This window comes from Mycolicibacterium iranicum, from assembly GCF_014190915.1.
Lineage (GTDB): Bacteria > Actinomycetota > Actinomycetes > Mycobacteriales > Mycobacteriaceae > Mycobacterium > Mycobacterium iranicum_B.
Map to the genome: position 1 here is coordinate 569,321 of NZ_JACHVU010000001.1, position 20,522 is coordinate 589,842.

Genomic DNA, 20,522 nt, shown 5'->3' on the forward strand with positions numbered 1-20,522 from the left:
GAGTCCTCTCCCACGACAGGCGCTAGCGGTCGGGGCCGAGCAGTGCGGCGAGCCCGGCCAGCGCCGTTTCCACCACGGCGTCCAACCGCTCCTGAGGTGCGCCCCCGGCGGCCTCGACGGCCAGCCCCTGCCCTATCGTGACGGCGTAACCGGCAAGCGCCGCGATGTCACGGCCCGACGCGTCGTCGGTTTGCCTGAGTGCGGCCGCGATCGCGTCCTCGATGCTGCGCCGGTAGTCGGCAAGAAGCTGCGGGATGCGCGCGTTGTCGGGGCCGCATGTGATTCCGCCCTGAATGGACAGGCAGCCCGGCACGATCCCGGCTCGCACATTCTTCGCCGTGTCGCGCAGGTAGGAGTCCAGGACCTCGTAGGCGCTGCGGTAGCCCAGCAATTCACGCAGGCGGGCGTGATAGGTGGCTTTGTAGCGCTCGAGCGCGCGGACGAAGAGTTCCTCTTTGCTTCCGAACACGGCGTAGAGGCTGGGCCGGTTGATGCCCATCGCGCCGGTCAGTTCCGCCAGTGACGCGCCTTCGTAACCGAGGCGCCAGAACACCTCGGTGGCCACGTCGAGAGCGCTGTCTTCATCGAAAGAGCGCGGACGGCCCCCTGCGTGGCGTTGCACTGCGCTCATGGACGTGATGGTAGTCCGCCTCCGACTGAGCATTACCGATCGGTACATAACTGGTACGGTCGGATCTGAACCGATCGGTACAAAACTGGAGGACTTCATGCTCACGCTGGAGGGGAAGACAGCACTCGTCACCGGAGCCACGTCGGGAATCGGCCTGGCCGCCGCGCAGGCGCTCGCCGCGGGGGGCGCCCACGTCTTCCTGGTGGGGCGCCGCGCTGACGCTCTGGAACAGGCGGCCGCCGTGATCGGCGCCGAGAACGCCACTGCCGTCAGAGCCGACGTCACGCAGCAGGGCGATCTCGACCGGGTGGCGGCCGCCGTCGGCGCCACCGAGCGACGACTCGACATCGTGTTCGCCAACGCCGGCATCAACGAATTCGCCTCACTCGGCGATCTCACCTGGGAACACCATCGCAGACTCTTCGACACCAATGTCGGTGGCGTGGCCTTCGCGGTCCAGGCCGTCCTGCCGCTGCTGAACGAGGGCGCCTCGATCATCCTGTGCGGCTCCAATGGCGATGTCAAAGCATTCCCGGGTGCCAGCCTCTACGCCGCGTCCAAGGCCGCTATCCGTTCCCTGGCGCGGAGCTGGGCTGCCGAACTCGTCGATCGCCGCATCCGGGTGAATGCCATCGCTCCAGGCCTCACGCAGACCCCGGGCTTGGCCGATCTGTTCTCGGGAGCAGACGACGCGCTCACCGACCTCACCGCCACCGTGCCGATGAAGCGCAGCGCCGACCCCGCCGAGATCGGTGGTGTGGTCGCCTTTCTGGCCTCCGATGCCAGCTCGTTCATGACGGGGTCCGAGGTGTACGTCGACGGCGGCGCCAGTCAGTTCTGACCACGAGGAGATACCCCACAAGAAACGCGAGGAGAAACACTGCCGTGACAGACGAGCATGATGCGAGCGCTACCGAGGCGACGCCCACCCTGGCCGAGGATCTCTTGCTGCTGCTCTTTCAGCCCCGGCACGGAACCATCGCGGGGGAGACGACGCTGCACTACGTGCTCGGGGCCGCCGTGCTCGCCGACCTCGCGCTGGCCGGCAGGGTCACCGCCACGTCCTCGCGCAGCGGCTCGGTGACCGTCGCCGCCGTCGACGGACAACGACCGTCCGACGAGCTGTTTCATCCGGCTTGGGAGTATTTGTCGCCACGTCCGCGAGGCGTGCAGGCTGTGCTCGCCGCAATCGGGCCGCAACTCCGCGCACCCGTTCTGAATCGCTTGATCGCGCGGGGCGACATCAGGAAGGAACGCCGAAAGGTATTGCGCCTGTTCACGACCACCGCCCTGGTCGAGGGTGGGACGGGGCGGCGGGCCGATCTGCTCGATGACATCCGCGCCGTGCTGGTCGACCCGGCTGAACCGACTCCACGGACCGCGGCGCTCACCGCTCTGCTCTGGGCGAGTGGCTCGCTGCCCCAATTCCACCCCGTCATCCCGTGGACCACACCCGTGATCACCCGTGCGGGTGAGATCGCCCGGGGCAATGTGGGCGCCTCGGCCGCCGGCGAGGCGGTGACGCGCACGATGAACGCGATCGTAATCAACAGCGTCATCGTGGCGACCGCCGTCCGGCCACCCGGCTGATGCCTGTCAGCAATAAGCCTTTCAACGCGAGAGTGCGGGGAGATCGCCGTTTCACGAGGAAACGCGATCTCCCCGCACTCTCGGCGGGTACGGCTGTTTATCAGCCCTCGATGAACTTCTCCAGCTGCACGCGGGCGAGGTCGTCGGCGAGCTGCTTGGGCGGGCTCTTCATCAGGTACGCGGACGCGGCCTCGATCGGGCCGCCAATGCCGCGGTCCTTGGCGATCTTCGCGGCGCGCACGGCGTCGATGATCACACCGGCCGAGTTGGGGGAGTCCCACACCTCGAGCTTGTACTCCAGGTTCAGCGGCACATCGCCGAAGGCGCGGCCTTCCAGGCGCACATAGGCCCACTTGCGGTCGTCGAGCCAGGCGACGTGGTCCGACGGGCCGATGTGGACGTTCTTGTCCTCGATCTTGCCGGCCAGCGAGCCGGACAGGTTGGAGGTGACGGCCTGGGTCTTGGAGACCTTCTTCGACTCGAGGCGCGTGCGCTCCAGCATGTTGAGGAAGTCCATGTTGCCGCCGACGTTGAGCTGGTAGGTGCGGTCGAGCGTCACGCCGCGATCCTCGAACAGCTTGGCCATCACGCGGTGGGTGATGGTGGCGCCGATCTGGCTCTTGATGTCGTCCCCGACGATCGGGACACCGGCGTCCTCGAACTTCTTGGCCCACACCGGATCCGAGGCGATGAACACCGGAAGCGCGTTGACGAACGCCACGCCGGCGTCGATGGCGCACTGGGCGTAGAACTTGTCGGCCTCTTCGGACCCCACGGGCAGGTACGAGACGAGGACGTCGACCTCGGCGTCCTTGAGGACCTTGACCACGTCGACGGCCTCGGCGTCGGAGATCTCGATGGTGTCGGCGTAGTACTTGCCGATGCCGTCGAGCGTCGGACCGCGCTGCACGACGACGTCGGTCGGCGGCACGTCGGCGATCTTGATGGTGTTGTTCTCGGAGGCGAAGATGGCCTCGGAGAGGTCGAAGCCGACCTTCTTGGCGTCCACGTCGAACGCGGCGACGAACTTGACGTCGCGCACGTGGTATGCGCCGAGCTTGACGTGCATCAGGCCGGGAACACTGGCGTTCTCGTCGGCGTCCTTGTAGTATTGAACGCCCTGTACGAGCGAGGACGCGCAGTTGCCCACGCCGACGATCGCGACCCGGACGTCATTGCTTGCGGTCATGACGGCTTCTCCTCTGTCCTAACTTCACTGCGTGGTTTCGGTACTGCTGGCTGTTGCGATGAGCGTGGGCTCAGGTCTGTTCGGCGCGTCCCTGTGCCGATTTCTCCGCCGCGATCAACTCGTTGAGCCAGTTGACTTCCCGCTCACTGGACTCCAGCCCCAGCTGATGGAGCTGCCGGGTGTACCGGTCGAATGAGTTGCTCGCCCGCGCGATTGCTTCACGCAGGCCTTCGCGACGTTCCTCCACCTGGCGGCGACGGCCCTCCAGGATCCGCATCCGGGCCTCGGCCGGGGTGCGGTTGAAGAATGCAAGGTGCACTCCGAACCCGTCGTCGGAGTAGTTCTGTGGACCGGTGTCGGCGACGAGTTCGGTGAAGCGTTGCTTACCGGCGTCGGTCAGCTGATACACCCGGCGGGCACGGCGCACCTTCACCGTTCCTTCGGGCGCGGCGTCCTCGACGATCAGACCGTCGGTCTGCATCCGGCGCAGGGCCGGGTACAGCGAGCCGTAGGAGAACGCGCGGAACGCGCCCAGCAGACCCGTGAGCCGCTTGCGCAGCTCGTAGCCGTGCATGGGCGCCTCTTGGAGCAGGCCCAGGATGGCGAGTTCGAGCATCCGGCCACCTCCTTCGAGAACGCATCCGCCGCTACGACGGTTCAACACCTCGGGCAAGTGTATCGCGCCGATATATTGAATGCGACAAGTGTGTCCCCGTGCCGGTGTTCGCGCAGGTCAGCGGTTGGCGGGCCAGATGGCTTTGGTGGAGCCGTCCGGGTAGAGCTCGATGTGGCCTCCGCCGAAGTCGCTGCTGACGTGGATCTCGATCTCTACGGCCTCGGGCGTGCTGGGGTCCTCCGACGGGCTGACGCGCAGCCAGGTGTCGCTGACGTCGGCCCGGGCGACCCCGACGGTGTCCGGTGCGCCGCGCACGATGGCCAGCACCTTCTCGTAGTCGAACTTCGACAGATCGACCAGGCGGTCCGATGCGTCGAGGGCCGACGGCGAACCCGACGGGTCGCCCCAGCCGCCGCGGTACTGGTAGTCCATGGTCCGTCGGTTGTCCTGGGGGTCGGGCCGCTCCAGGTAGGCCATGTCGCTGTGGATGTCGAGTTCGTAGCCCATCGTGCTGCCGAACTTCTTGCGCATCTGCTCGAACAGCCCGGTGAACCCGCCGAGCGATTGCAGCTGCCGTGGCGGGGTGAGCACCTGCGCAGGGATGCCGTCGAACTTCGCGCCGGGGTCGGACTCGAAGCTCAACGGCGAGGTGGTGTTGCCGTACAGACCCCAGCCGATGGCCACGCCCAGCAGAACCAGGACGGTGGCGATCGCGGCCTTGATGCCCCAGCCGGGCCCCGCCGGCCGGCGGTTGATCACCTTGGTGACCATCGGGACGTCCAGCGTCTTGCCGGTCTGGATGTCGGCCACGAGGTCCTGCAACTGGCTCAGCGTAGACGCCGTGGTGGCGGCCTTCACCCGCTCCCCGTGCTCGGCCATCGACAGCTGACCCTCGGCGAGCGCGGTGTCGAGAATCTGACACGTCTCGTTGCGATCGCTGTCCTTTGCCCGCATCCACGATGCGCGACGTCCTGAGCTGCCCGAAGCCACGACGAAGATGGTAAGAGGTCGTCTGCTGATATCGCAGGCCAGATCCGATCCGGATGCTTTCCGGGTGGCGATGATGCCGCTTTGATGCGATCCCGGGATGCACGTCGAGCTTCGGCGCCCGAGGGGCCGACGTACTCTGGTCCTCGTGCGGTTGCAGAGACAGGTGGTGGATTACGCCCTGCGGCGGCGATCCCTGCTGGCCGAGGTCTACTCGGGACGCACCGGGGTCACCGAGGTCTGCGACGCGAATCCGTATCTGCTCCGGGCCGCGAAGTTCCACGGCAAGCCCAGCACGGTGATGTGCCCCATCTGCCGCAAGGAACAACTGACATTGGTCTCGTGGGTGTTCGGCGACCACCTCGGTGCGGTGTCCGGGTCCGCCCGCACCGCCGAGGAGCTGGTCCTGCTGGCCACCCGTTACGACGAGTTCTCCGTACACGTGGTGGAGGTATGCCGCACGTGCAGCTGGAATCATCTGGTCAAGTCCTACGTGCTCGGCGCGATCCCGCCCCCCAAGGGGTCGGGCAAACCGCGCCGCACCGAGACCGCGCGCGGTACAGCGCGCACGGCCAGTGAATAGCGAAGGGCGCCACGACCCCTCGGCCAGGAACGCCCGCGACGGGCAGAGAGCAGCTGAGAGCGTGGGCGCACGAAACCCCGTCAACCGACCCGAACCACCGGGCCGCCCGCCCGTGCCCGGACGGCACCGGCCGCCGCCCCTCGGTGCTCAGCGCCCGCCCCGTCCGGTGCCCGCGGACGACCGGCGCACCGCGATCATCCCGCCCGTGCGCGACGGCGGTCCGCCTCCCACCCGCGACCCGATCGACGCGGTCAAGCGCGCGCTGGACCGGCGTCCGCCCAAGCAGCCGCCGCCCCCGCCGCCGGGGCGTCCGCCCGGTGGCGGCGGACCGTCCGGTGAGGGCCCGACGGGTCCGAAGCGCAGCCTGCGCGAGCAGATCAACTGGAAGTGGGTCCGGCGCGGATCGGTCATCGCGGCCGTCGTCTTCATCCTGCTGCCGCTGCTGACCTTCGGGATGGCGTACATGATCGTCGACGTCCCCAAGCCCGGGGACATCCGCACCGCGCAGGTCTCGACGATCCTGGCCAGCGACGGCAGCGAGATCGCCAAGATCGTCCCGCCGGAGGGCAACCGGGTGGACGTCAACATCGACCAGATCCCGGTGCACGTGCGCGACGCGGTGATGGCCGCTGAAGACCGGGACTTCTATTCCAACCCCGGCTTCTCCTTCACCGGCTTCCTGCGCGCGGCCAAGAACAACATCTTCGGCGGGGATCTGCAGGGCGGGTCGACGATCACGCAGCAGTACGTCAAGAACGCGTTGGTCGGCGATGCCCGCTCCGGGGTCGGCGGTATCATCCGCAAGGCCAAAGAGCTGGTGATCTCCACGAAGATGTCCAGCGAGTGGTCCAAAGACCAGGTGCTGCAGTCGTATCTGAACATCATCTACTTCGGCCGCGGCGCCTACGGCGTGGCCGCCGCGTCGCAGGCATACTTCGGCAAGCCCGTCGAGCAGCTCAACGTGTCCGAGGGCGCGCTGCTGGCCGCGCTGATCCAGCGCCCGTCGGTTCTCGACCCCGCGGTGGACCCCGATGCGTCTGCTGTGCGGTGGAGCTGGGTGCTCGACGGCATGGTGGAGATCGGTGCGCTGTCGGAACAGGACCGGGCCGCTCAAATCTTTCCGCCGACGATCCCGCCGGATCAGGCGGTGACGCAGAACCAGACGACAGGCCCGAACGGCCTGATCGAGCGTCAGGTGACCAATGAGTTGATGGAGATCTTCGACATCAACGAGCAGGCGCTCAACACCGAAGGCCTGCAGATCACCACGACGATCGACCCGAAGATGCAGTCCGCCGCGCAGGACGCGGTCGCCGAGTACATGGAGGGCCAGGACCCGGACATGCGCACGGCGGTGGTCTCCATCGACCCGAAGACCGGCGCGGTGAAGGCCTACTACGGCGGCTCGGACGCCAACGGCTTCGACTTCGCCCAGGCGGGGCTGCCCACCGGCTCGTCGTTCAAGGTGTTCGCGCTCGTGGCCGCGCTGCAGCAGGGCATGGGCCTGGGCTATCAGGTCGACAGCTCACCCGTCGAGGTCAACGGCATCAAGATCTCGAATGTCGAGGGCAGCAGCTGCGGCACCTGCAACATCGCCGAGGCGCTGAAGCGGTCGTTGAACACCAGCTACTACCGGTTGATGCTGCAGCTGAAGAACGGCCCGCAGGACGTCGCCGACGCCGCCCACAAGGCCGGCATCGCCGAGAGTTTCCCCGGCGTCGAGCACACGCTCTCCGAGGACGGTCAGGGCGGGCCGCCGAACAACGGCATCGTGCTGGGCCAGTACCAGTCGCGCGTCATCGACATGGCTTCGGCATATGCGACGCTCGCCGCTTCGGGCACCTACCACAAGCCGCACTTCGTGCAGAAGGTCGTGAACTCCGAGGGCCAGGTGCTCTTCGACGCCACGCAGGAGGACAACACCGGCGAGCAGCGCATCGACAAGGCGGTCGCCGACAACGCGATCTCGGCGATGCAGCCCATCGCCGGCTACTCCAACGGCCATGCGCTCGCGGGCGGCCGGCCGTCGGCGGCCAAGACGGGCACCAACCAGCTCGGCGACACCGGCGACAACCGGGACGCGTGGATGGTCGGCGTCACCCCGTCGCTCTCGACGGCGGTGTGGGTCGGCACGGTCGACGGCACCAAGCCGCTGGTCAACCAGTGGGGTTCACCGGTGTACGGCTCCGGCCTGCCGTCCGACATCTGGAAAGCGACGATGGACGGCGCCCTCGACGGCACCGACAACGAATCGTTCCCCAAGCCCGAGGAGATCGGCGGATACGCCGGCGTGCCGCAGGCACCGCCGCCGCGGCCGAGTTCGACCGTTCCGCCGCCGCCGTCGGAGACCGTGATCCAGCCGACGCTGGAGATCGCGCCGGGCATCACGATTCCGTGGGGCCCGCCGACCACGGTGCCCGTCGGGCCGGCACCGGATCCGGGCGTCGTACCGGGCCCGGTCGGAGCTCCCGCAGTGCCCGGGGCACCCGGGGCCCCCGTCGGAGCTCCCGTGCCGCCCGGGCCGCCGGTGGTGCCCGGTGCACCGCTGCCGCCAGGTCCTCCTCCGCCTCCGTGACGTCGGCTGACGTCGACGGCGAGGGACAGCGGACATCCCCCGCCCCGGTGGCGCATGTCCGATCGCCGTTTCCGACAGCAGCAGACCTCCGGAGCCTCGACGACCGCGACTTCCCCAGTCGCACCGACACTCTGGGTGCGGCGCTGTCGGGCACCATCGGTGGCCCGGTCGGTCGTCACGCGCTGATCGGCCGGACCAGGTTCATGACCCCGCTACGGGTCATGATGATCATCGCGTTGGTGTTCCTGGCGCTGGGCTACTCGACCAAAGCCGCATGCCTGCAGACCACCGGGACGGGCACCGCGGACCAGCGCGTCGGCAACTGGGAGAACCAGCGCGCGTACTACTCGATGTGCTACTCGGACACCGTCCCGCTCTACACGGCCGAACTGCTGAACCTCGGCAAGTTCCCGTACAAGTCGAGCTGGGTGGAGACCGACGCCGAGGGCCGGCCGCAGGTGCAGTACGACGGCGAACCCGCGGTGCGCTACATGGAGTATCCGGTGCTGACCGGGCTCTACCAGTACCTGTCGATGACCGTGGCGAAGACCTACACGGCGCTGACCAAGCTGGGGTCGGTGCCGATCGTCGCCGAGGTGGTGATGTTCTTCAACATCGCCGCGTTCGGGCTGGCGCTGGCGTGGCTGACGACGTTGTGGGCGACGGCGATGCTGGCGGGCCCGCGGCGGATCTGGGACGCCGCGTTGCTGGCCGGGTCACCGCTGGTCGTCTTTCAGATCTTCACCAATTTTGATGCCCTGGCAACAGCTTTCGCGGCCTGTGCGCTGCTGGCCTGGGCGCGGCGAAGACCCGTGCTGGCCGGCGTGCTGATCGGTCTGGGGGTCGCGGCCAAGCTGTATCCGCTGCTGCTGCTCGTCCCGCTGACGGTGCTGGCCGTGCGGACGGGCCGGGTGCGGGAGGTCGCCAAGACCGCCGCGGCCGCTGTGATCGCGTGGCTGGTGGTGAACCTGCCAATCATGCTGCTGTTCCCGCGGGGGTGGTCGGAGTTCTTCCGGCTCAACACCCGCCGCGGCGACGACATGGACTCGATCTACAACGTGGTCAAGTCGTTCACCGGCTGGGGCGGATTCGATCGCGATCTCGGCTTCTGGGAGCCGCCGGTGGTGCTCAACGCGATCACCGCGTCGTTGTTCGTGGCGTGCTGTATCGGCATCGGCTACATCGCGTTGACCGCGAAGCGCCGCCCGCGGGTCGCTCAGCTGGCGTTCCTGGTGGTGGCGGCGTTCCTGCTGACGAACAAGGTGTGGAGCCCGCAGTTCTCGCTGTGGCTGGTGCCGCTGGCGGTGCTGGCCCTCCCGCACCGGCGAATCCTGCTCGCGTGGATGACCATCGACATGCTGGTGTGGGTGCCGCGCATGCTGTACCTGTTCGGTGAACAGAAGATGGGCCTACCCGAGCAGTGGTTCACCGCGACCGTGCTGCTGCGCGACATCGCCGTGATCCTGTTGTGCGCGTTGGTGATTCACCAGATCTACCGGCCGAACGTGGACCTGGTCCGGCAGGGCGGGGTCGACGACCCCGCCGGCGGTGTCTTCGACGGGGCCAGGGATGCCCCACCGCGCTGGCTGCCCGACTGGCTGCGGCCGACACCCGCGATGACCGGTGCGTCGGGGTCGGACGCCGAGCCGGTCGCGTCGCGCGTCAGTACGTCCTGACCCGGTTCTGCTTGGCGTTGATCCACTCGGTCGTCGACGGCAGCATGACCAGGACGATCGTCGCGACCGGGAAGAGCATGTTCAGGACCGTGAAGCCGTTGCCGTCGTACGCCCCGTAGGGGATCTCGGCCGACGCCGCGAACGCGAAGCTCAGCAGGCTCAGCACGATCGACACCGCGCAGCCCGCGATGACCAGCCAGCGGCCGATCATCTTGCGCTGCACCAGCGTCACCGTCCCGGCCGCGAGCAGGACCCCGCCCAGGATGTTCAGCAGGATGACGAAGCCCAGGATCGCGAACAGCCCGCCGAATCCGGAGGACGACAGCGACGAGCTGCTGTCCAGGGTGCTGAGCCCGAGCAGACCGAACAGGCCGAGGAAGCCCCCGGCGAGATTGGCGAGCGCGCCGAGACCGGCCATCACCGCTGCGATGATCCCGGTGACGCCGCTCGGCGACGCCGGGGGTGTCGGCTGCGGGTACCCGCCCGGCATCGGATAGCCGGGCTGCTGGGGGTAGCCGGGCTGCTGGGGGTAGCCCGTCTGCTGGGGGTAGGCCGGATAGCCGTGCTGCGGATATCCCTGCGGCGGGTAGCCCTGCTGCGGTGGGGGATAGCCGGGCTGCTGCCCCGGGAAGCCCTGCCCGTAGGGCTCGTTCGGATAGTTCACTCAACCCCCTCGACTGTGGACCACTGAAGCCTAACGGCCCCCACGGGTGACCGAATGCAGCGATTTCCCAGATCAGGGCGGGTCCCTGTAACCTGGGCGGGTTGCCGACGCAGGCGACCCTCCTGCCACGGACAGTCCGTGGCCGCACCAGACCAGAGGAGGTGATGGGTTCCTTATGCGTCCATACGAAATCATGGTCATCCTCGACCCCACGCTGGACGAGCGCACTGTCGCTCCGTCCCTCGAGACGTTCCTGAATGTCGTCCGCAAGGACGGCGGCTCTGTCGACAAGGTCGACATCTGGGGACGTCGGCGCCTGGCGTACGAGATCGCCAAGCATGCCGAGGGCATTTACGCGATTCTCGACGTGAAGGCCGAGCCCGCGACGGTGTCCGAGCTCGACCGCCAGCTCAACCTGAACGAGTCCGTGCTGCGGACCAAGGTGATGCGGACCGAGAAGCACTAGCCGTAATGGCTGTGGTCGTCGGGGACCTTCCGTAGGCTCGCCTGCGACTGTCCTCGCGTACACCGCCGTTGATCTCACAGGACCTTAGGAGGCACCTCGTGGCTGGTGACACCACCATCACCGTCGTCGGAAATCTCACCGCCGATCCAGAACTGCGATTCACCCCTTCCGGGGCCGCGGTGGCCAACTTCACCGTTGCGTCCACCCCGCGCACCTACGACCGCCAGAGCGGCGAGTGGAAGGACGGCGAAGCGCTGTTCCTGCGGTGCAACATCTGGCGTGAGGCCGCTGAGAACGTCGCCGAGAGCCTGACCCGCGGTTCGCGGGTCATCGTCACGGGACGTCTCAAGCAGCGCTCCTTCGAGACCCGGGAAGGCGAGAAGCGCACCGTGGTCGAGGTCGAGGTCGACGAGATCGGGCCGTCGCTGCGCTACGCGACCGCCAAGGTCAACAAGGCAAGCCGCAGTGGCGGCGGGGGCGGCGGATTCGGTTCGGGTTCGGGAGGCGGCAATTCGCGTCCCGCATCCAACAGCGGACCGGCCGAGGACCCGTGGGGCAGTGCGCCCGCGTCGGGCTCGTTCGGCGGCGCCGACGACGAACCGCCCTTCTGACACACAACTCATCTTCAGTGATTTCCAGAAAGAGATAGACACATGGCCAAGTCCTCCACCAAGAGGCGTCCGGCTCCGGAGAAGCCGGTCAAGACACGCAAGTGCGTGTTCTGCTCGAAGAAGGGGCAGACCATCGATTACAAGGACACCCAGCTGCTGCGCACCTACATCAGCGAGCGGGGCAAGATCCGTGCCCGCCGGGTGACCGGCAACTGCGTTCAGCACCAGCGCGACATCGCGATCGCGGTGAAGAACGCCCGTGAGGTCGCCCTGCTGCCGTTCAGCTCGTCGACGCGATAGGGGCGAAGAGATGAAATTGATTCTTACCGCAGAGGTCGAACACCTCGGGGTGGCCGGTGACACGGTCGAGGTCAAGGACGGCTACGGCCGCAACTACCTCCTGCCCCGCGGCCTGGCCATCGTCGCCACCCGTGGCGCGCAGCGTCAGGCCGAGGACATCCGTCGCGCCCAGGAACTCAAGGGCGTCAAGAGCCTCGAGCACGCTCACGAGCTCAAGACCGCCATCGAGAACCTGGAGTCCGTCCAGCTTTCCGTCAAGGCCGCCGGCGACTCGGGCAAGCTGTTCGGCTCGGTGACCGCAGCCGACGTGGTCTCCGCCATCAAGAAGGCCGGCGGACCGAACCTCGACAAGCGCACCGTGAGCCTGCCCAAGGCGCACATCAAGACGACCGGCACCCATCCCGTCGCGGTGCGCCTGCACCCCGACGTGAACGCCACCGTCTCGCTGCAGGTGGTCGCGAACTAACCTGTACGACCGCGGGCTCGCCCGCTTCGGCTCGAAACGGCCGGGTGAAGACCTTACGGGGTCGGCACCCGGCCGTTGCCGTTTCCCGGTGGCGAACATTTCGTCGCAAAGCAGCTCCAGCGAACCTCACCTGCTGTTAACCTGCGCGGCCCTCGCACGAAACACAACACGCCCGAGAAGGAAACCGGACACGACACGCCGGGCTATTTCCCATCCACAGCCAATACACCGTCCTACCGTGCTGTGACCAGGGTCGATAAGCGCAGTCACGTCTTTTGCTAACAGGTTCTCCCCAGGCCCTCAACATGGGCCACCAGCACTATCCACACGCCATCCACAACGTCATCAACAGGGCCCGGTTGCGCTGTAGCCAGCAACGTCTAGCGTAAGCCGTCGCGGGGTTGTAAAGCCCTTCCCGGCGGGGGTTTGTCGGAGGCGAGAACTAGCATCGCGGCCGTAGGCTTCGAACGTATGTTCTGACTGTTGAGCGACGAGGGATTGGAGCTGCGTGGCTGTTGTAGACGACCGTGGACGGGCGGGAAACACCTCGGAGCTGGAACCACCTCCCGGGGAGGACTTCGGTCGCCAACCCCCGCAGGATCTCGCGGCCGAGCAGGCCGTGCTGGGCGGCATGCTGCTGAGCAAGGACGCGGTCGCCGACGTCCTGGAGAAGCTCCGCCCCGGTGACTTCTACAAGCCGGCCAACCAACTCGTCTATGACGCCATTCTCGATCTTTATGGCCGCGGCGAGCCCGCCGACGCGGTGACGGTCGCCGCCGAGCTCGACCGCCGGGGGCTGTTGCGCCGCGTCGGTGGTGCGCCGTATCTGCACACGCTGATCTCGACGGTGCCGACAGCGGCCAACGCCGGCTTCTACGCCGAGATCGTCTCGGAGAAGGCCCTGCTGCGCCGCCTGGTCGAGGCAGGCACGCGAGTGGTGCAGTACGGCTACGCCGGCGCCGAGGGCGCCGATGTCAACGAGATCGTGGACCGAGCCCAGGCCGAGATCTACGACGTCACCGAGCGCCGTGCCGCCGAGGACTTCGTGGTTCTCGAGGAGATCCTGCAGCCCACGATGGACGAGATCGACGCCATCGCCTCCGAGGGCGGTGTCTCCAAGGGTGTGCCGACGGGGTTCGTCGAACTCGACGAGCTGACCAACGGGCTGCACCCCGGCCAGATGATCGTCGTCGCGGCGAGGCCCGGTATGGGCAAGGCGCTAGCCCTGGACACTGCGTTGCCGACCCCCTCGGGGTGGACCACGATGGCCGACGTCGCGGTCGGGGACCTGCTGATCGGTGCAGACGGAACGCCGACGCGCGTGGTCGCAGCCACCGACGTGATGGTGGGCCGCCCGTGCTACGAGGTCGAATTCTCCGACGGCACAGTCATTGTCGCCGACGCCGAGCACCAGTGGCTGACCGAGACCCGCGCCTCGCGCAAGTCGGCGCAGGCCGCCGCCGCGGGCTACCACCGGTACAAGAACCAGAAGACGTTCGCCGCGATCCGGACCACCGAGGAGATCGCCGCGACGCTGCGGTGCCCGTCGGCCGACCGGCGCCTCAACCACTCGGTGGTCAACGCCGCGCCGATCCAGGGATCCGAGAAGGCCCTGCGGGTGCCGCCGTACACCCTCGGTGCATGGCTCGGCGATGCGACGTCATCGCCAGGGATGCCGGCCGCGGACCCGGACATCGTGATGCGCGTCGAGGGCGAGGGGCGTGCCTGCGAGAGCGACCTGCAGGCGATCGGGGTCGTCGAGGAGCGGCACATCCCGATCGACTATCTGCGCGCCTCGGAGGAGCAGCGTCGCGCGCTGCTGGCGGGGCTGCTCGATGCAGGCGGCACCGTCAACAACACCGGTTCGGTGCAGTACACGCAGACCAGCCCCCGCCTGGTGGCCGACGTCGCCGAGCTGATCGTGTCACTGGGGTACCGGTGCCAGGTGTCGCAGAAGGCGACGTCATACATGATCACCTTCACCACCGACGACGTGGTGTTCGGGATCCACCGGAAGGTGTTGCTGCACAAGGAACGTCGTCGCAGCCCGAACACGTCGCGGTCGAGCTCGCGGTTCATCACCGACGTTCGCCCCGTCGACAGCGTCCCGGTGCGGTGCGTCGAAGTGGACAACGAGGACCACCTGTACCTGGCGAGCCGCGCGATGATCCCGACGCACAACTCGACGCTCGGGCTGGACTTCATGCGGTCGTGCTCGATCAAACAGCAGCTGCCGAGCATCGTGTTCTCGCTGGAGATGAGCAAGACCGAGATCGTGATGCGTCTGCTGTCGGCGGAGGCGAAGATCAAGCTCGCCGACATGCGGTCGGGCCGGATGAGCGATGACGACTGGACCAAGTTGGCGCGCCGCATGAGCGAGATCAGCGAGGCGCCGCTCTATATCGACGATTCGCCGAACCTGACGATGATGGAGATCCGCGCGAAGGCCCGGCGGCTCAAGCAGAAGGCGGACCTGCGGCTGATCGTGATCGACTACCTGCAGCTGATGACGTCGGGCAAGAGGGTCGAGTCGCGCCAGCAGGAAGTCTCCGAGTTCTCCAGGCAGATCAAGCTTTTGGCCAAGGAGCTCGAAGTGCCCGTGGTGGCGATGAGCCAGCTGAACCGCGGCCCGGAGCAGCGGACCGACAAGAAGCCGATGCTCTCGGACCTGCGTGAGTCAGGATCGATCGAGCAGGACGCCGACATGGTGATCCTGCTGCACCGCCCGGATGCGTTCGAGACCGACGACCCGCGCGGCGGCGAGGCGGATCTGATCGTGGCGAAACACCGCGCCGGTCCGACCCGGACCGTCACTGTCGCCCATCAGCTGCACCTGTCGCGCTTCTCGAACATGGCCCGGTAGGCGGTGGGTGAGTTTGTGGCTTCTCATACTTCATGACCAAATCTCGTCGGCACTGAGCACCGAATGACCCGAAAGCCAGCCACGTCACGTCGGGTCCGAAGTCGACGCGGGATTGGTGCTGGAGGTAGCTTTCGTGCGTCACGAATGCCACCGTCGCCATCGAGTTCTCCTTGATCACGGTTGCGCGATCGGCTGAATGTGGAGGCCCAGGTGCTCAAGCGCGTAGGCAACCGTCTCGTCGACCGCTTGTCGCTCGGACATCGCGCGCCATACACCAGCCACACCGCGACCTCACCGGCGTCGGCTTCGGTCAGGCGGTCTCGCAGATCTGTCGGTTCAGCGGTGGTCGACGTCTTGCTGACGAACCGCACCACAAGGCAGGGCGTCGCTTTGATCTGTTCGAAGGAGGCCAGGGATCGGATGAGCGAGCGGCGGTCGAGACCAGGACGTCGAGTTCTCCATGGCGATCAACTCCTGGCTCGAAGTCACCGGAGCCGAGTTGTACGCCGCGTTGAGCGAAGACGGGCTCTGGCCCCATCGCGGCGACGAGCTGGGCGACGTCCCGCACCAGATGGCATGGACACCGGCCATCTCGTTCCCGGCCGGCGTGACATCACAAGGCCTACCCGTGGGACTGCAGCTCATCGCGCCACGTGGCAACGACGCACTACTGCTGCGACTGGCCCGACTCTGGGAACGAGAGGTCGGCGCTTCCGGCCGCCGGCCATGCCGTCTCACACCGCAGGGTCGTGAGGTTCTGACAACGACGGAGAATAGCTGTTCGGTCTCAATCTTGGTTGTCATTCGTCAGCTGCGAAGGTGCCAACTTCACTGAGACAGTGCTGGCGCAGTCGCTCTCAGTGAACTTGTCATCTCCGTACTCACCGTCATCTTGACTGCTTTCGCGACAGAAAGCCTCACCGGTAGCGGCACCCACGCGAAGAGCGGGAAACTGGCGTGATCATGCCGCAGCAGTCAGAGCTGGCTGCGCGTGAGTGATTCGCGGCCGTCGCGAAGCGGCGCCCAGAGAACGTCGACGAGACGGCGCGCCAAGGCCAGCAGGGTCTGGCTGTGGACCGATCGCTCGATCCGCTTCGGTCATAACGTTGCCGTATGGCCCCTCGGTCGGCGCAAGCTAAGAGCGCCGCCAGCCGCTACCCGTCGATCGAGTCGTCCGAGCGTGGCTTGTATTGAACGGGCGATAGGAGGGCGCTTCGGCGCGCTGCTTCGGTCGTTCTGCGCGCTGTACCGCCGTGCCGACGTCCTCGGAAGTGGCCAATGCCCGCTTCGAGGGCGGCTCACCGTAGCGGGACTCAACTACGAGGGGCCCAAACTCGGCCGGTAGTCGGCCACCTCGGACTCGGCAGCAAGCAACGCACCCAGTTCGCCCTCCTGCTGGGCAACAAAGACCCCGATCACCTGGCGGCACACCTCCGGCACGCTCACCCCACGCATATCGGCGATACGTTTCAATCCGATCAGCATCGACGTAGACACGTGAAACTGCACGGCGAACTGACCGCACGAACCATCCTCGGGTGCCGTCCCCGGACCCACCACCACGGGATCATCCGCGCCGATTCCCTCCACCTCGGTACGGCGCGCCCTCTCGACGGCCCCACCACCGGGGCCGCCTGCAGCGTGGTCGGCGGATCCCCGGAACTCCTCATGGCTGAACAGGCCCATTCCGCTAACGGTAGACCTCGCAGAACTCCGAAGCCGCCACGTGAGCGGCGCAGTCTGCCGGGGCTGACTAAGAGCAGTGGTCTGCCTTGGAGCTTTCACTGCAGTGCGGGCGTGAGCAGCCTCGCGGGTAACCTCGCCACATGCCGCGCAAACTCACTGACGACGAAGTCACGGCGCTGCTCGACAGCCGACCGGGCTGGGCAATCCTGACCACCATCGACAAGGACGGATTCCCGCACACCGTCCCGCTGGGGTACTTCCGGGTGGGCGGCGACATCGTCATGGGTGTGCGAGATGGCACGCGCAAAGTGGCCAACATCGAGCGCAACCCGGCCGTGAGCGTAATGCTCGAAGACGGCTCCACCATGGCGGATATCCGCGGGGTGATGTTCCAAGGTCACGCACGCATCGTTCGGGACGCCGCCGAAACGCTGGAGCTCGCACGGCACGGTGCCCGGTCGCGCGGCGTGCCGGAGTCCGAGTGGCCCACCGCGCCGAGACCGGGTGTCACCTACATCTACGTGACCCCCGTGCGGACCCGGTCCTGGGACTACGGCGACTCGGCGGCGAACGACGAATAGCCGCGGCGGACGTCACGTCCGCCGCACGGGGCTTCCCGCACCATCCACCGCGGCGAACTGCATGCGTCTGCCGATGATGCGCTGCGTGGTCACGGCTGGAGGCCCTACCTTTATGAGGTGTTTGACGTGCCCGCGGACTTCGGCCAGGACTCCCGGGTGTCGGTGGTTGCCGTCGCGGTGTCGCGGACCAATCTGCACACGCATGGCAACGCGCTGGAGATCGTGTATGTGCTGCGGGGGACGTTGCACGTACGGGTGAGCATCGACAGCTTCGACCTCGGCAGCGGCGACTATGTCGTGATCAATCGCGATGACCCGCACTTCCTGGTCGGGTCGGAGGACAACGTCACGGCCATCATCTCGATGGACCTCAGCGCGTTCGCCGATGTCGATGCCTTCTGCGAAGCCGTCGTGTTCTGCTGTGAATCCTTTGGCCTCGCCCGCTACCGCCGGCAAGAATCGCTGTTGCGAGAACTGCTACTCGACATCATCGAGTCAGGGACGCTCGAGAAGAATGCGGTCCGACTCGATTCGCGTGCAGCCGAATTCGTTCGACTGCTCTGTCATGGCTACTCTCTGGAGAATTACTACAACCGTGACACCGTGTTGTCGAGCGTTCAGCGAGACCGCCTGCTCGGCATCGTCAGTTTGGTGCGTGCCCACCTGTTCCGGCGCGATGTCCTCGCCGCGGTCGCGCAGGAGCACCATTACTCCAAATCGTATGTATCCCATGTCGTGAAGGACTTGGCCGGCGTGGCCTTCGGCGATCTGGTGAATGGTCTGCGCATGGCGCCAGCGGAGAAGCTGTTGCTCACCACCGACGCGACAACGTCGGAGATATCTGCAGCGTGTGGCTTCTCGCACGTCAAATACTTCACCCGTTGCTTCCAGGACTGGTTGAAGCAGACGCCCGCAGAATTTCGACGCCGGCATCGCCCGGAAACACTGCGCGACAACGAGATAAGGGACGTCTCACCGGCATGCGCAGCGGCGCTAGTGGCAGAGCACCGTCACGGCGACCGCTCCGACCCCGAGCAACCGCAGTTGTCCATGACACCGTTGTTGTTGAAGAACGTTGGATCGCAACTTGACTTGTTCGAGAAGCTACGAAGCTACGGCTCCGACCGTCACGAACTCACACCGTCAGCAGAGATGCCGCCGGTGCGCAATCGCCACTTGGTGCCGATCAAAGTTTCCTCGGAAGGGGACATCAACGACCTGACAAAGGTGCTGATGTCCCTGAGCCATATCACCGCCACACCGTGTCTGGTGCTCGACTTCACCAGTAAGGCGGCAACTCTGGCATTGGTGAACACGCTCGCCGAGGCGATGCGTGCGGCGGTGGCCATGGACGCGATCATCTGGTTGGCCTACCCGGGCCTTCATGTGCGCACCGCGGTCGACCAGGTCATCGACAGTGCTCGTCAGCAACATGGTCTCGATGTCCAGGCAATCCTCATGACGTAGCAGCAATCGCGCGTGGCTGGGGCGATTGCCGACCTGAACAAGCGGGACCCACAGTGAGCGCGATCGTCGCACGATGTCAGCGCTGCAGGCATATCCGTGGGAGGGCCCAGCTTCTAGATTGGCCCGTATCCGGTGCCGTCCTGGTCGAGGCGGAACTCGACCAACGCGAGGTCGCCGAGTCGCGGAAGGGCAAGAAATGAAGATCACGGTCTTCGGCGCCACCGGTCAGATCGGCGCCCAGGTGGTCGACGTGTTGACTGCAGCGGGTCATGACGTCATCGCTGCTTCGCGGACGGAAGGGGTGGACGCGGTCAGCGGCGAGGGAGTGCGCGCCGCGGTGGATGGTGCCGACGTGGTGGTCGACGTACTCAATTCCCCCACCATGGAACCCGTTGCCGCAGTGGAGTTCTTCCGGACCTCGGCGACCAACCTGGTCGCGGCATCCAGAGAGGCGCAGGTGGACCACTATGTGGTGTTGTCCATCGTCGGAGTCGGTGGGGTCGAGGCTGAAGGCTACCTGCAAGGCAAGCATCTGCAGGAGGAGCTGGTAGCGACCTCCGGGGTGCCCTACACCATCGTGCGTGCCACTCAATTCCATGAGTTTGCCGATGGCATTGTGAGATCGCTGATCGTGGACCACGAAGTACGCGCACCGGATGCGCTGATCCAACCGGTCGCCGCGGCCGAGGTGGCCGCTGTGGTCGCCAGGACGGCTACCGGGTCGCCACGCAACGGCGTGCTGAGCTTCGGCGGCCCGGAGAAGATGTCGTTCGCAGAGATGGCTGAAATCATCTGCGCAGATGAGGATCTGACTGTCAGGGTCGACCCCGAAGCCACCTACTTCGGGGTTGCCCTGGGGCACGGCAGTCTGGTCACCGGTGACGACGGTGAGCTGGGCGCCACCCGACTCTCGGAATGGCTGGCACAGCGATGACAAAGCTGTCCGACGGTACCGATGGAGACCGGCGGGTCAGCTCGTAAACCTCGCCGATCCTGACCACCGTGTGCCTGTCAGGCGGGCACGGCTGTCCCCAATCACTTGTGAAGGAGAAGCATGTCGCTGTGGACCCCGGACAACATCATGGACGTCCCGCCCTACCCGCCCGACCGCTTCGACGGTGAACCTGAGCACAGTGCCTCCCTGCGGTTCGCCACCGAGCCCGAGGATTACTCGGTGGGGCCGATGAAGTTCGACTACCTGGTCACCGAGACGAAGTCCGACGGTGACTATGGCCTGTACCGCGTCGAGCTCGGACCCCGCGCCGGCGGTGCCGCCGCTCACTATCACCGCGCGATCTCCGAGGCCTTCTACGTTCTCGACGGCACGATGCGGCTGTTCGACGGCGACAAGTGGGTCGAGGCGACGACCGGCGACTTCCTCTACGTCCCGCCGGGCGGGGTGCACGGGTTTCGCAATGACGCCGACGAACCAGCCCAGGTGCTCGTCCTCTTCTCTCCCGGCGCACCGCGCGAGTCCTATTTCGAGGGCCTGTCGCATCTTTCCAAGCTCACCGACGACGAGCGTCGCGAATGGAACTTCCGCCACGACAGCTACTTCCTCTGACCAGCGG

Annotated in this window: 21 protein-coding genes and 1 pseudogene; 15 read left to right on the forward strand and 7 right to left on the reverse strand. The window is 66.5% G+C overall.

Annotated elements, in window-relative coordinates:
* Positions 1-22: 22 nt before the first annotated feature.
* The gene (locus tag FHR72_RS02570) at positions 23-631 is read right to left on the reverse strand and encodes a TetR/AcrR family transcriptional regulator (RefSeq protein WP_183466325.1); all 609 of its coding nucleotides are present in this window, start codon (positions 629-631) and stop codon (positions 23-25) included.
* Positions 632-728: 97 nt separating this feature from the next.
* On the opposite strand from FHR72_RS02570, the gene FHR72_RS02575 reads away from it, so the two are divergent.
* Together FHR72_RS02575 and FHR72_RS02580 are read left to right on the forward strand one after the other, a co-directional pair.
* Entirely contained in the window at positions 729-1,472 is a 744-nt protein-coding gene (locus FHR72_RS02575; protein WP_183466326.1) for an SDR family NAD(P)-dependent oxidoreductase, read from the forward strand.
* 44 nt (positions 1,473-1,516) lie between these two features.
* Positions 1,517-2,221 (forward strand): GOLPH3/VPS74 family protein, encoded by a 705-nt coding sequence (locus tag FHR72_RS02580; protein WP_221192894.1) that lies wholly within the window; start codon positions 1,517-1,519, stop codon positions 2,219-2,221.
* Positions 2,222-2,321: 100 nt separating this feature from the next.
* Here FHR72_RS02580 and FHR72_RS02585 read toward each other — a convergent pair whose 3' ends face one another.
* The 3 genes from FHR72_RS02585 to FHR72_RS02595 form a co-directional block, all read right to left on the reverse strand.
* Positions 2,322-3,410, reverse strand: coding sequence for an inositol-3-phosphate synthase (locus FHR72_RS02585; protein WP_183466327.1), 1,089 nt, complete (start codon positions 3,408-3,410; stop codon positions 2,322-2,324).
* Between the two features lie 70 nt (positions 3,411-3,480).
* The gene (locus FHR72_RS02590) at positions 3,481-4,026 is read right to left on the reverse strand and encodes a PadR family transcriptional regulator (RefSeq protein WP_183466328.1); all 546 of its coding nucleotides are present in this window, start codon (positions 4,024-4,026) and stop codon (positions 3,481-3,483) included.
* Positions 4,027-4,143: 117 nt separating this feature from the next.
* Positions 4,144-5,016 carry a DUF1707 SHOCT-like domain-containing protein gene (locus FHR72_RS02595; protein ID WP_311736025.1) on the reverse strand — a complete coding sequence of 291 codons (873 nt, stop codon included), beginning with the start codon at positions 5,014-5,016 and terminating at the stop codon, positions 4,144-4,146.
* A gap of 145 nt (positions 5,017-5,161) precedes the next feature.
* On the opposite strand from FHR72_RS02595, the gene FHR72_RS02600 reads away from it, so the two are divergent.
* From FHR72_RS02600 to FHR72_RS02610, 3 genes are all read left to right on the forward strand, one after another.
* Positions 5,162-5,596 carry a DUF5318 domain-containing protein gene (locus FHR72_RS02600; RefSeq protein ID WP_183466329.1) on the forward strand — a complete coding sequence of 145 codons (435 nt, stop codon included), beginning with the start codon at positions 5,162-5,164 and terminating at the stop codon, positions 5,594-5,596.
* Positions 5,597-5,657: 61 nt separating this feature from the next.
* Positions 5,658-8,171 carry a transglycosylase domain-containing protein gene (locus FHR72_RS02605; protein ID WP_183466330.1) on the forward strand — a complete coding sequence of 838 codons (2,514 nt, stop codon included), beginning with the start codon at positions 5,658-5,660 and terminating at the stop codon, positions 8,169-8,171.
* A 47-nt stretch (positions 8,172-8,218) separates the two neighbouring features.
* Positions 8,219-9,847, forward strand: coding sequence for a glycosyltransferase family 87 protein (locus FHR72_RS02610; protein WP_311736045.1), 1,629 nt, complete (start codon positions 8,219-8,221; stop codon positions 9,845-9,847).
* Here FHR72_RS02610 and FHR72_RS26340 read toward each other — a convergent pair.
* Positions 9,834-10,511 carry a hypothetical protein gene (locus FHR72_RS26340; RefSeq protein WP_221193048.1) on the reverse strand — a complete coding sequence of 226 codons (678 nt, stop codon included), beginning with the start codon at positions 10,509-10,511 and terminating at the stop codon, positions 9,834-9,836. The two genes, FHR72_RS02610 and FHR72_RS26340, sit on opposite strands and share 14 nt — an antisense overlap.
* A gap of 175 nt (positions 10,512-10,686) precedes the next feature.
* Between FHR72_RS26340 and rpsF the strand changes: the two genes are divergently transcribed.
* From rpsF to FHR72_RS02645, 6 genes are all read left to right on the forward strand, one after another.
* A complete protein-coding gene (gene rpsF, locus FHR72_RS02620; RefSeq protein ID WP_024444222.1) occupies positions 10,687-10,977 on the forward strand; it encodes a 30S ribosomal protein S6 in 291 nt (96 codons plus the stop codon).
* A 98-nt stretch (positions 10,978-11,075) separates the two neighbouring features.
* Complete coding sequence (locus FHR72_RS02625; protein WP_183466332.1) at positions 11,076-11,588, forward strand: single-stranded DNA-binding protein; 513 nt, start codon at positions 11,076-11,078, stop codon at positions 11,586-11,588.
* 42 nt (positions 11,589-11,630) lie between these two features.
* Positions 11,631-11,888: a 30S ribosomal protein S18 gene (gene rpsR / locus FHR72_RS02630; RefSeq protein WP_183466333.1), complete on the forward strand. Its 258-nt coding sequence runs from the start codon at positions 11,631-11,633 to the stop codon at positions 11,886-11,888.
* Positions 11,889-11,898: 10 nt separating this feature from the next.
* On the forward strand, positions 11,899-12,354 hold the full coding sequence (gene rplI, locus FHR72_RS02635) for a 50S ribosomal protein L9 (protein WP_183466334.1): 456 nt from the start codon (positions 11,899-11,901) through the stop codon (positions 12,352-12,354).
* 508 nt (positions 12,355-12,862) lie between these two features.
* Positions 12,863-15,217 carry a replicative DNA helicase gene (gene dnaB / locus FHR72_RS02640; protein ID WP_183466335.1) on the forward strand — a complete coding sequence of 785 codons (2,355 nt, stop codon included), beginning with the start codon at positions 12,863-12,865 and terminating at the stop codon, positions 15,215-15,217.
* A gap of 571 nt (positions 15,218-15,788) precedes the next feature.
* Complete coding sequence (locus FHR72_RS02645; RefSeq protein WP_260155779.1) at positions 15,789-16,052, forward strand: amidase family protein; 264 nt, start codon at positions 15,789-15,791, stop codon at positions 16,050-16,052.
* 140 nt (positions 16,053-16,192) lie between these two features.
* Here the strand turns inward: FHR72_RS02645 and FHR72_RS26810 are convergent.
* Positions 16,193-16,368 (reverse strand): annotated as a pseudogene (locus FHR72_RS26810) (IS110 family transposase); the annotation flags it as partial.
* 166 nt (positions 16,369-16,534) lie between these two features.
* Entirely contained in the window at positions 16,535-16,903 is a 369-nt protein-coding gene (locus FHR72_RS02650) for a hypothetical protein (protein WP_183466337.1), read from the reverse strand.
* Between the two features lie 140 nt (positions 16,904-17,043).
* Here FHR72_RS02650 and FHR72_RS02655 point away from each other — a divergent pair, with 140 nt between their 5' ends.
* The 4 genes from FHR72_RS02655 (at position 17,044) to FHR72_RS02670 (ending at position 20,515) form a co-directional block, all read left to right on the forward strand.
* Positions 17,044-17,484: a pyridoxamine 5'-phosphate oxidase family protein gene (locus tag FHR72_RS02655; protein WP_183466338.1), complete on the forward strand. Its 441-nt coding sequence runs from the start codon at positions 17,044-17,046 to the stop codon at positions 17,482-17,484.
* A 117-nt stretch (positions 17,485-17,601) separates the two neighbouring features.
* Positions 17,602-18,951, forward strand: a complete 1,350-nt coding sequence (locus FHR72_RS02660; protein ID WP_183466339.1) for an AraC family transcriptional regulator — start codon at positions 17,602-17,604, stop codon at positions 18,949-18,951.
* 196 nt (positions 18,952-19,147) lie between these two features.
* Entirely contained in the window at positions 19,148-19,885 is a 738-nt protein-coding gene (locus tag FHR72_RS02665; protein WP_183466340.1) for an SDR family oxidoreductase, read from the forward strand.
* 120 nt (positions 19,886-20,005) lie between these two features.
* On the forward strand, positions 20,006-20,515 hold the full coding sequence (locus FHR72_RS02670) for a cupin domain-containing protein (protein WP_183466341.1): 510 nt from the start codon (positions 20,006-20,008) through the stop codon (positions 20,513-20,515).
* The last annotated feature ends 7 nt before the right edge of the window (positions 20,516-20,522 follow it).

Bases quoted from the DNA above. Each gene is read 5' to 3' on its own strand.
- FHR72_RS02570 (WP_183466325.1), bottom strand. From the start codon at position 631: ATGAGCGCAGTGCAACGCCACGCAGGGGGCCGTCCGCGCTCTTTCGAT.
- FHR72_RS02575 (WP_183466326.1), top strand. From the start codon at position 729: ATGCTCACGCTGGAGGGGAAGACAGCACTCGTCACCGGAGCCACGTCG.
- FHR72_RS02670 (WP_183466341.1), top strand. From the start codon at position 20,006: ATGTCGCTGTGGACCCCGGACAACATCATGGACGTCCCGCCCTACCCG.
- FHR72_RS02590 (WP_183466328.1), bottom strand. From the start codon at position 4,026: ATGCTCGAACTCGCCATCCTGGGCCTGCTCCAAGAGGCGCCCATGCAC.
- FHR72_RS02655 (WP_183466338.1), top strand. From the start codon at position 17,044: ATGCCGCGCAAACTCACTGACGACGAAGTCACGGCGCTGCTCGACAGC.
- FHR72_RS02645 (WP_260155779.1), top strand. From the start codon at position 15,789: ATGGCATGGACACCGGCCATCTCGTTCCCGGCCGGCGTGACATCACAA.
- FHR72_RS02650 (WP_183466337.1), bottom strand. From the start codon at position 16,903: ATGGGCCTGTTCAGCCATGAGGAGTTCCGGGGATCCGCCGACCACGCT.
- rpsF (WP_024444222.1), top strand. From the start codon at position 10,687: ATGCGTCCATACGAAATCATGGTCATCCTCGACCCCACGCTGGACGAG.
- rpsR (WP_183466333.1), top strand. From the start codon at position 11,631: ATGGCCAAGTCCTCCACCAAGAGGCGTCCGGCTCCGGAGAAGCCGGTC.
- FHR72_RS02585 (WP_183466327.1), bottom strand. From the start codon at position 3,410: ATGACCGCAAGCAATGACGTCCGGGTCGCGATCGTCGGCGTGGGCAAC.
- rplI (WP_183466334.1), top strand. From the start codon at position 11,899: ATGAAATTGATTCTTACCGCAGAGGTCGAACACCTCGGGGTGGCCGGT.
- FHR72_RS02665 (WP_183466340.1), top strand. From the start codon at position 19,148: ATGAAGATCACGGTCTTCGGCGCCACCGGTCAGATCGGCGCCCAGGTG.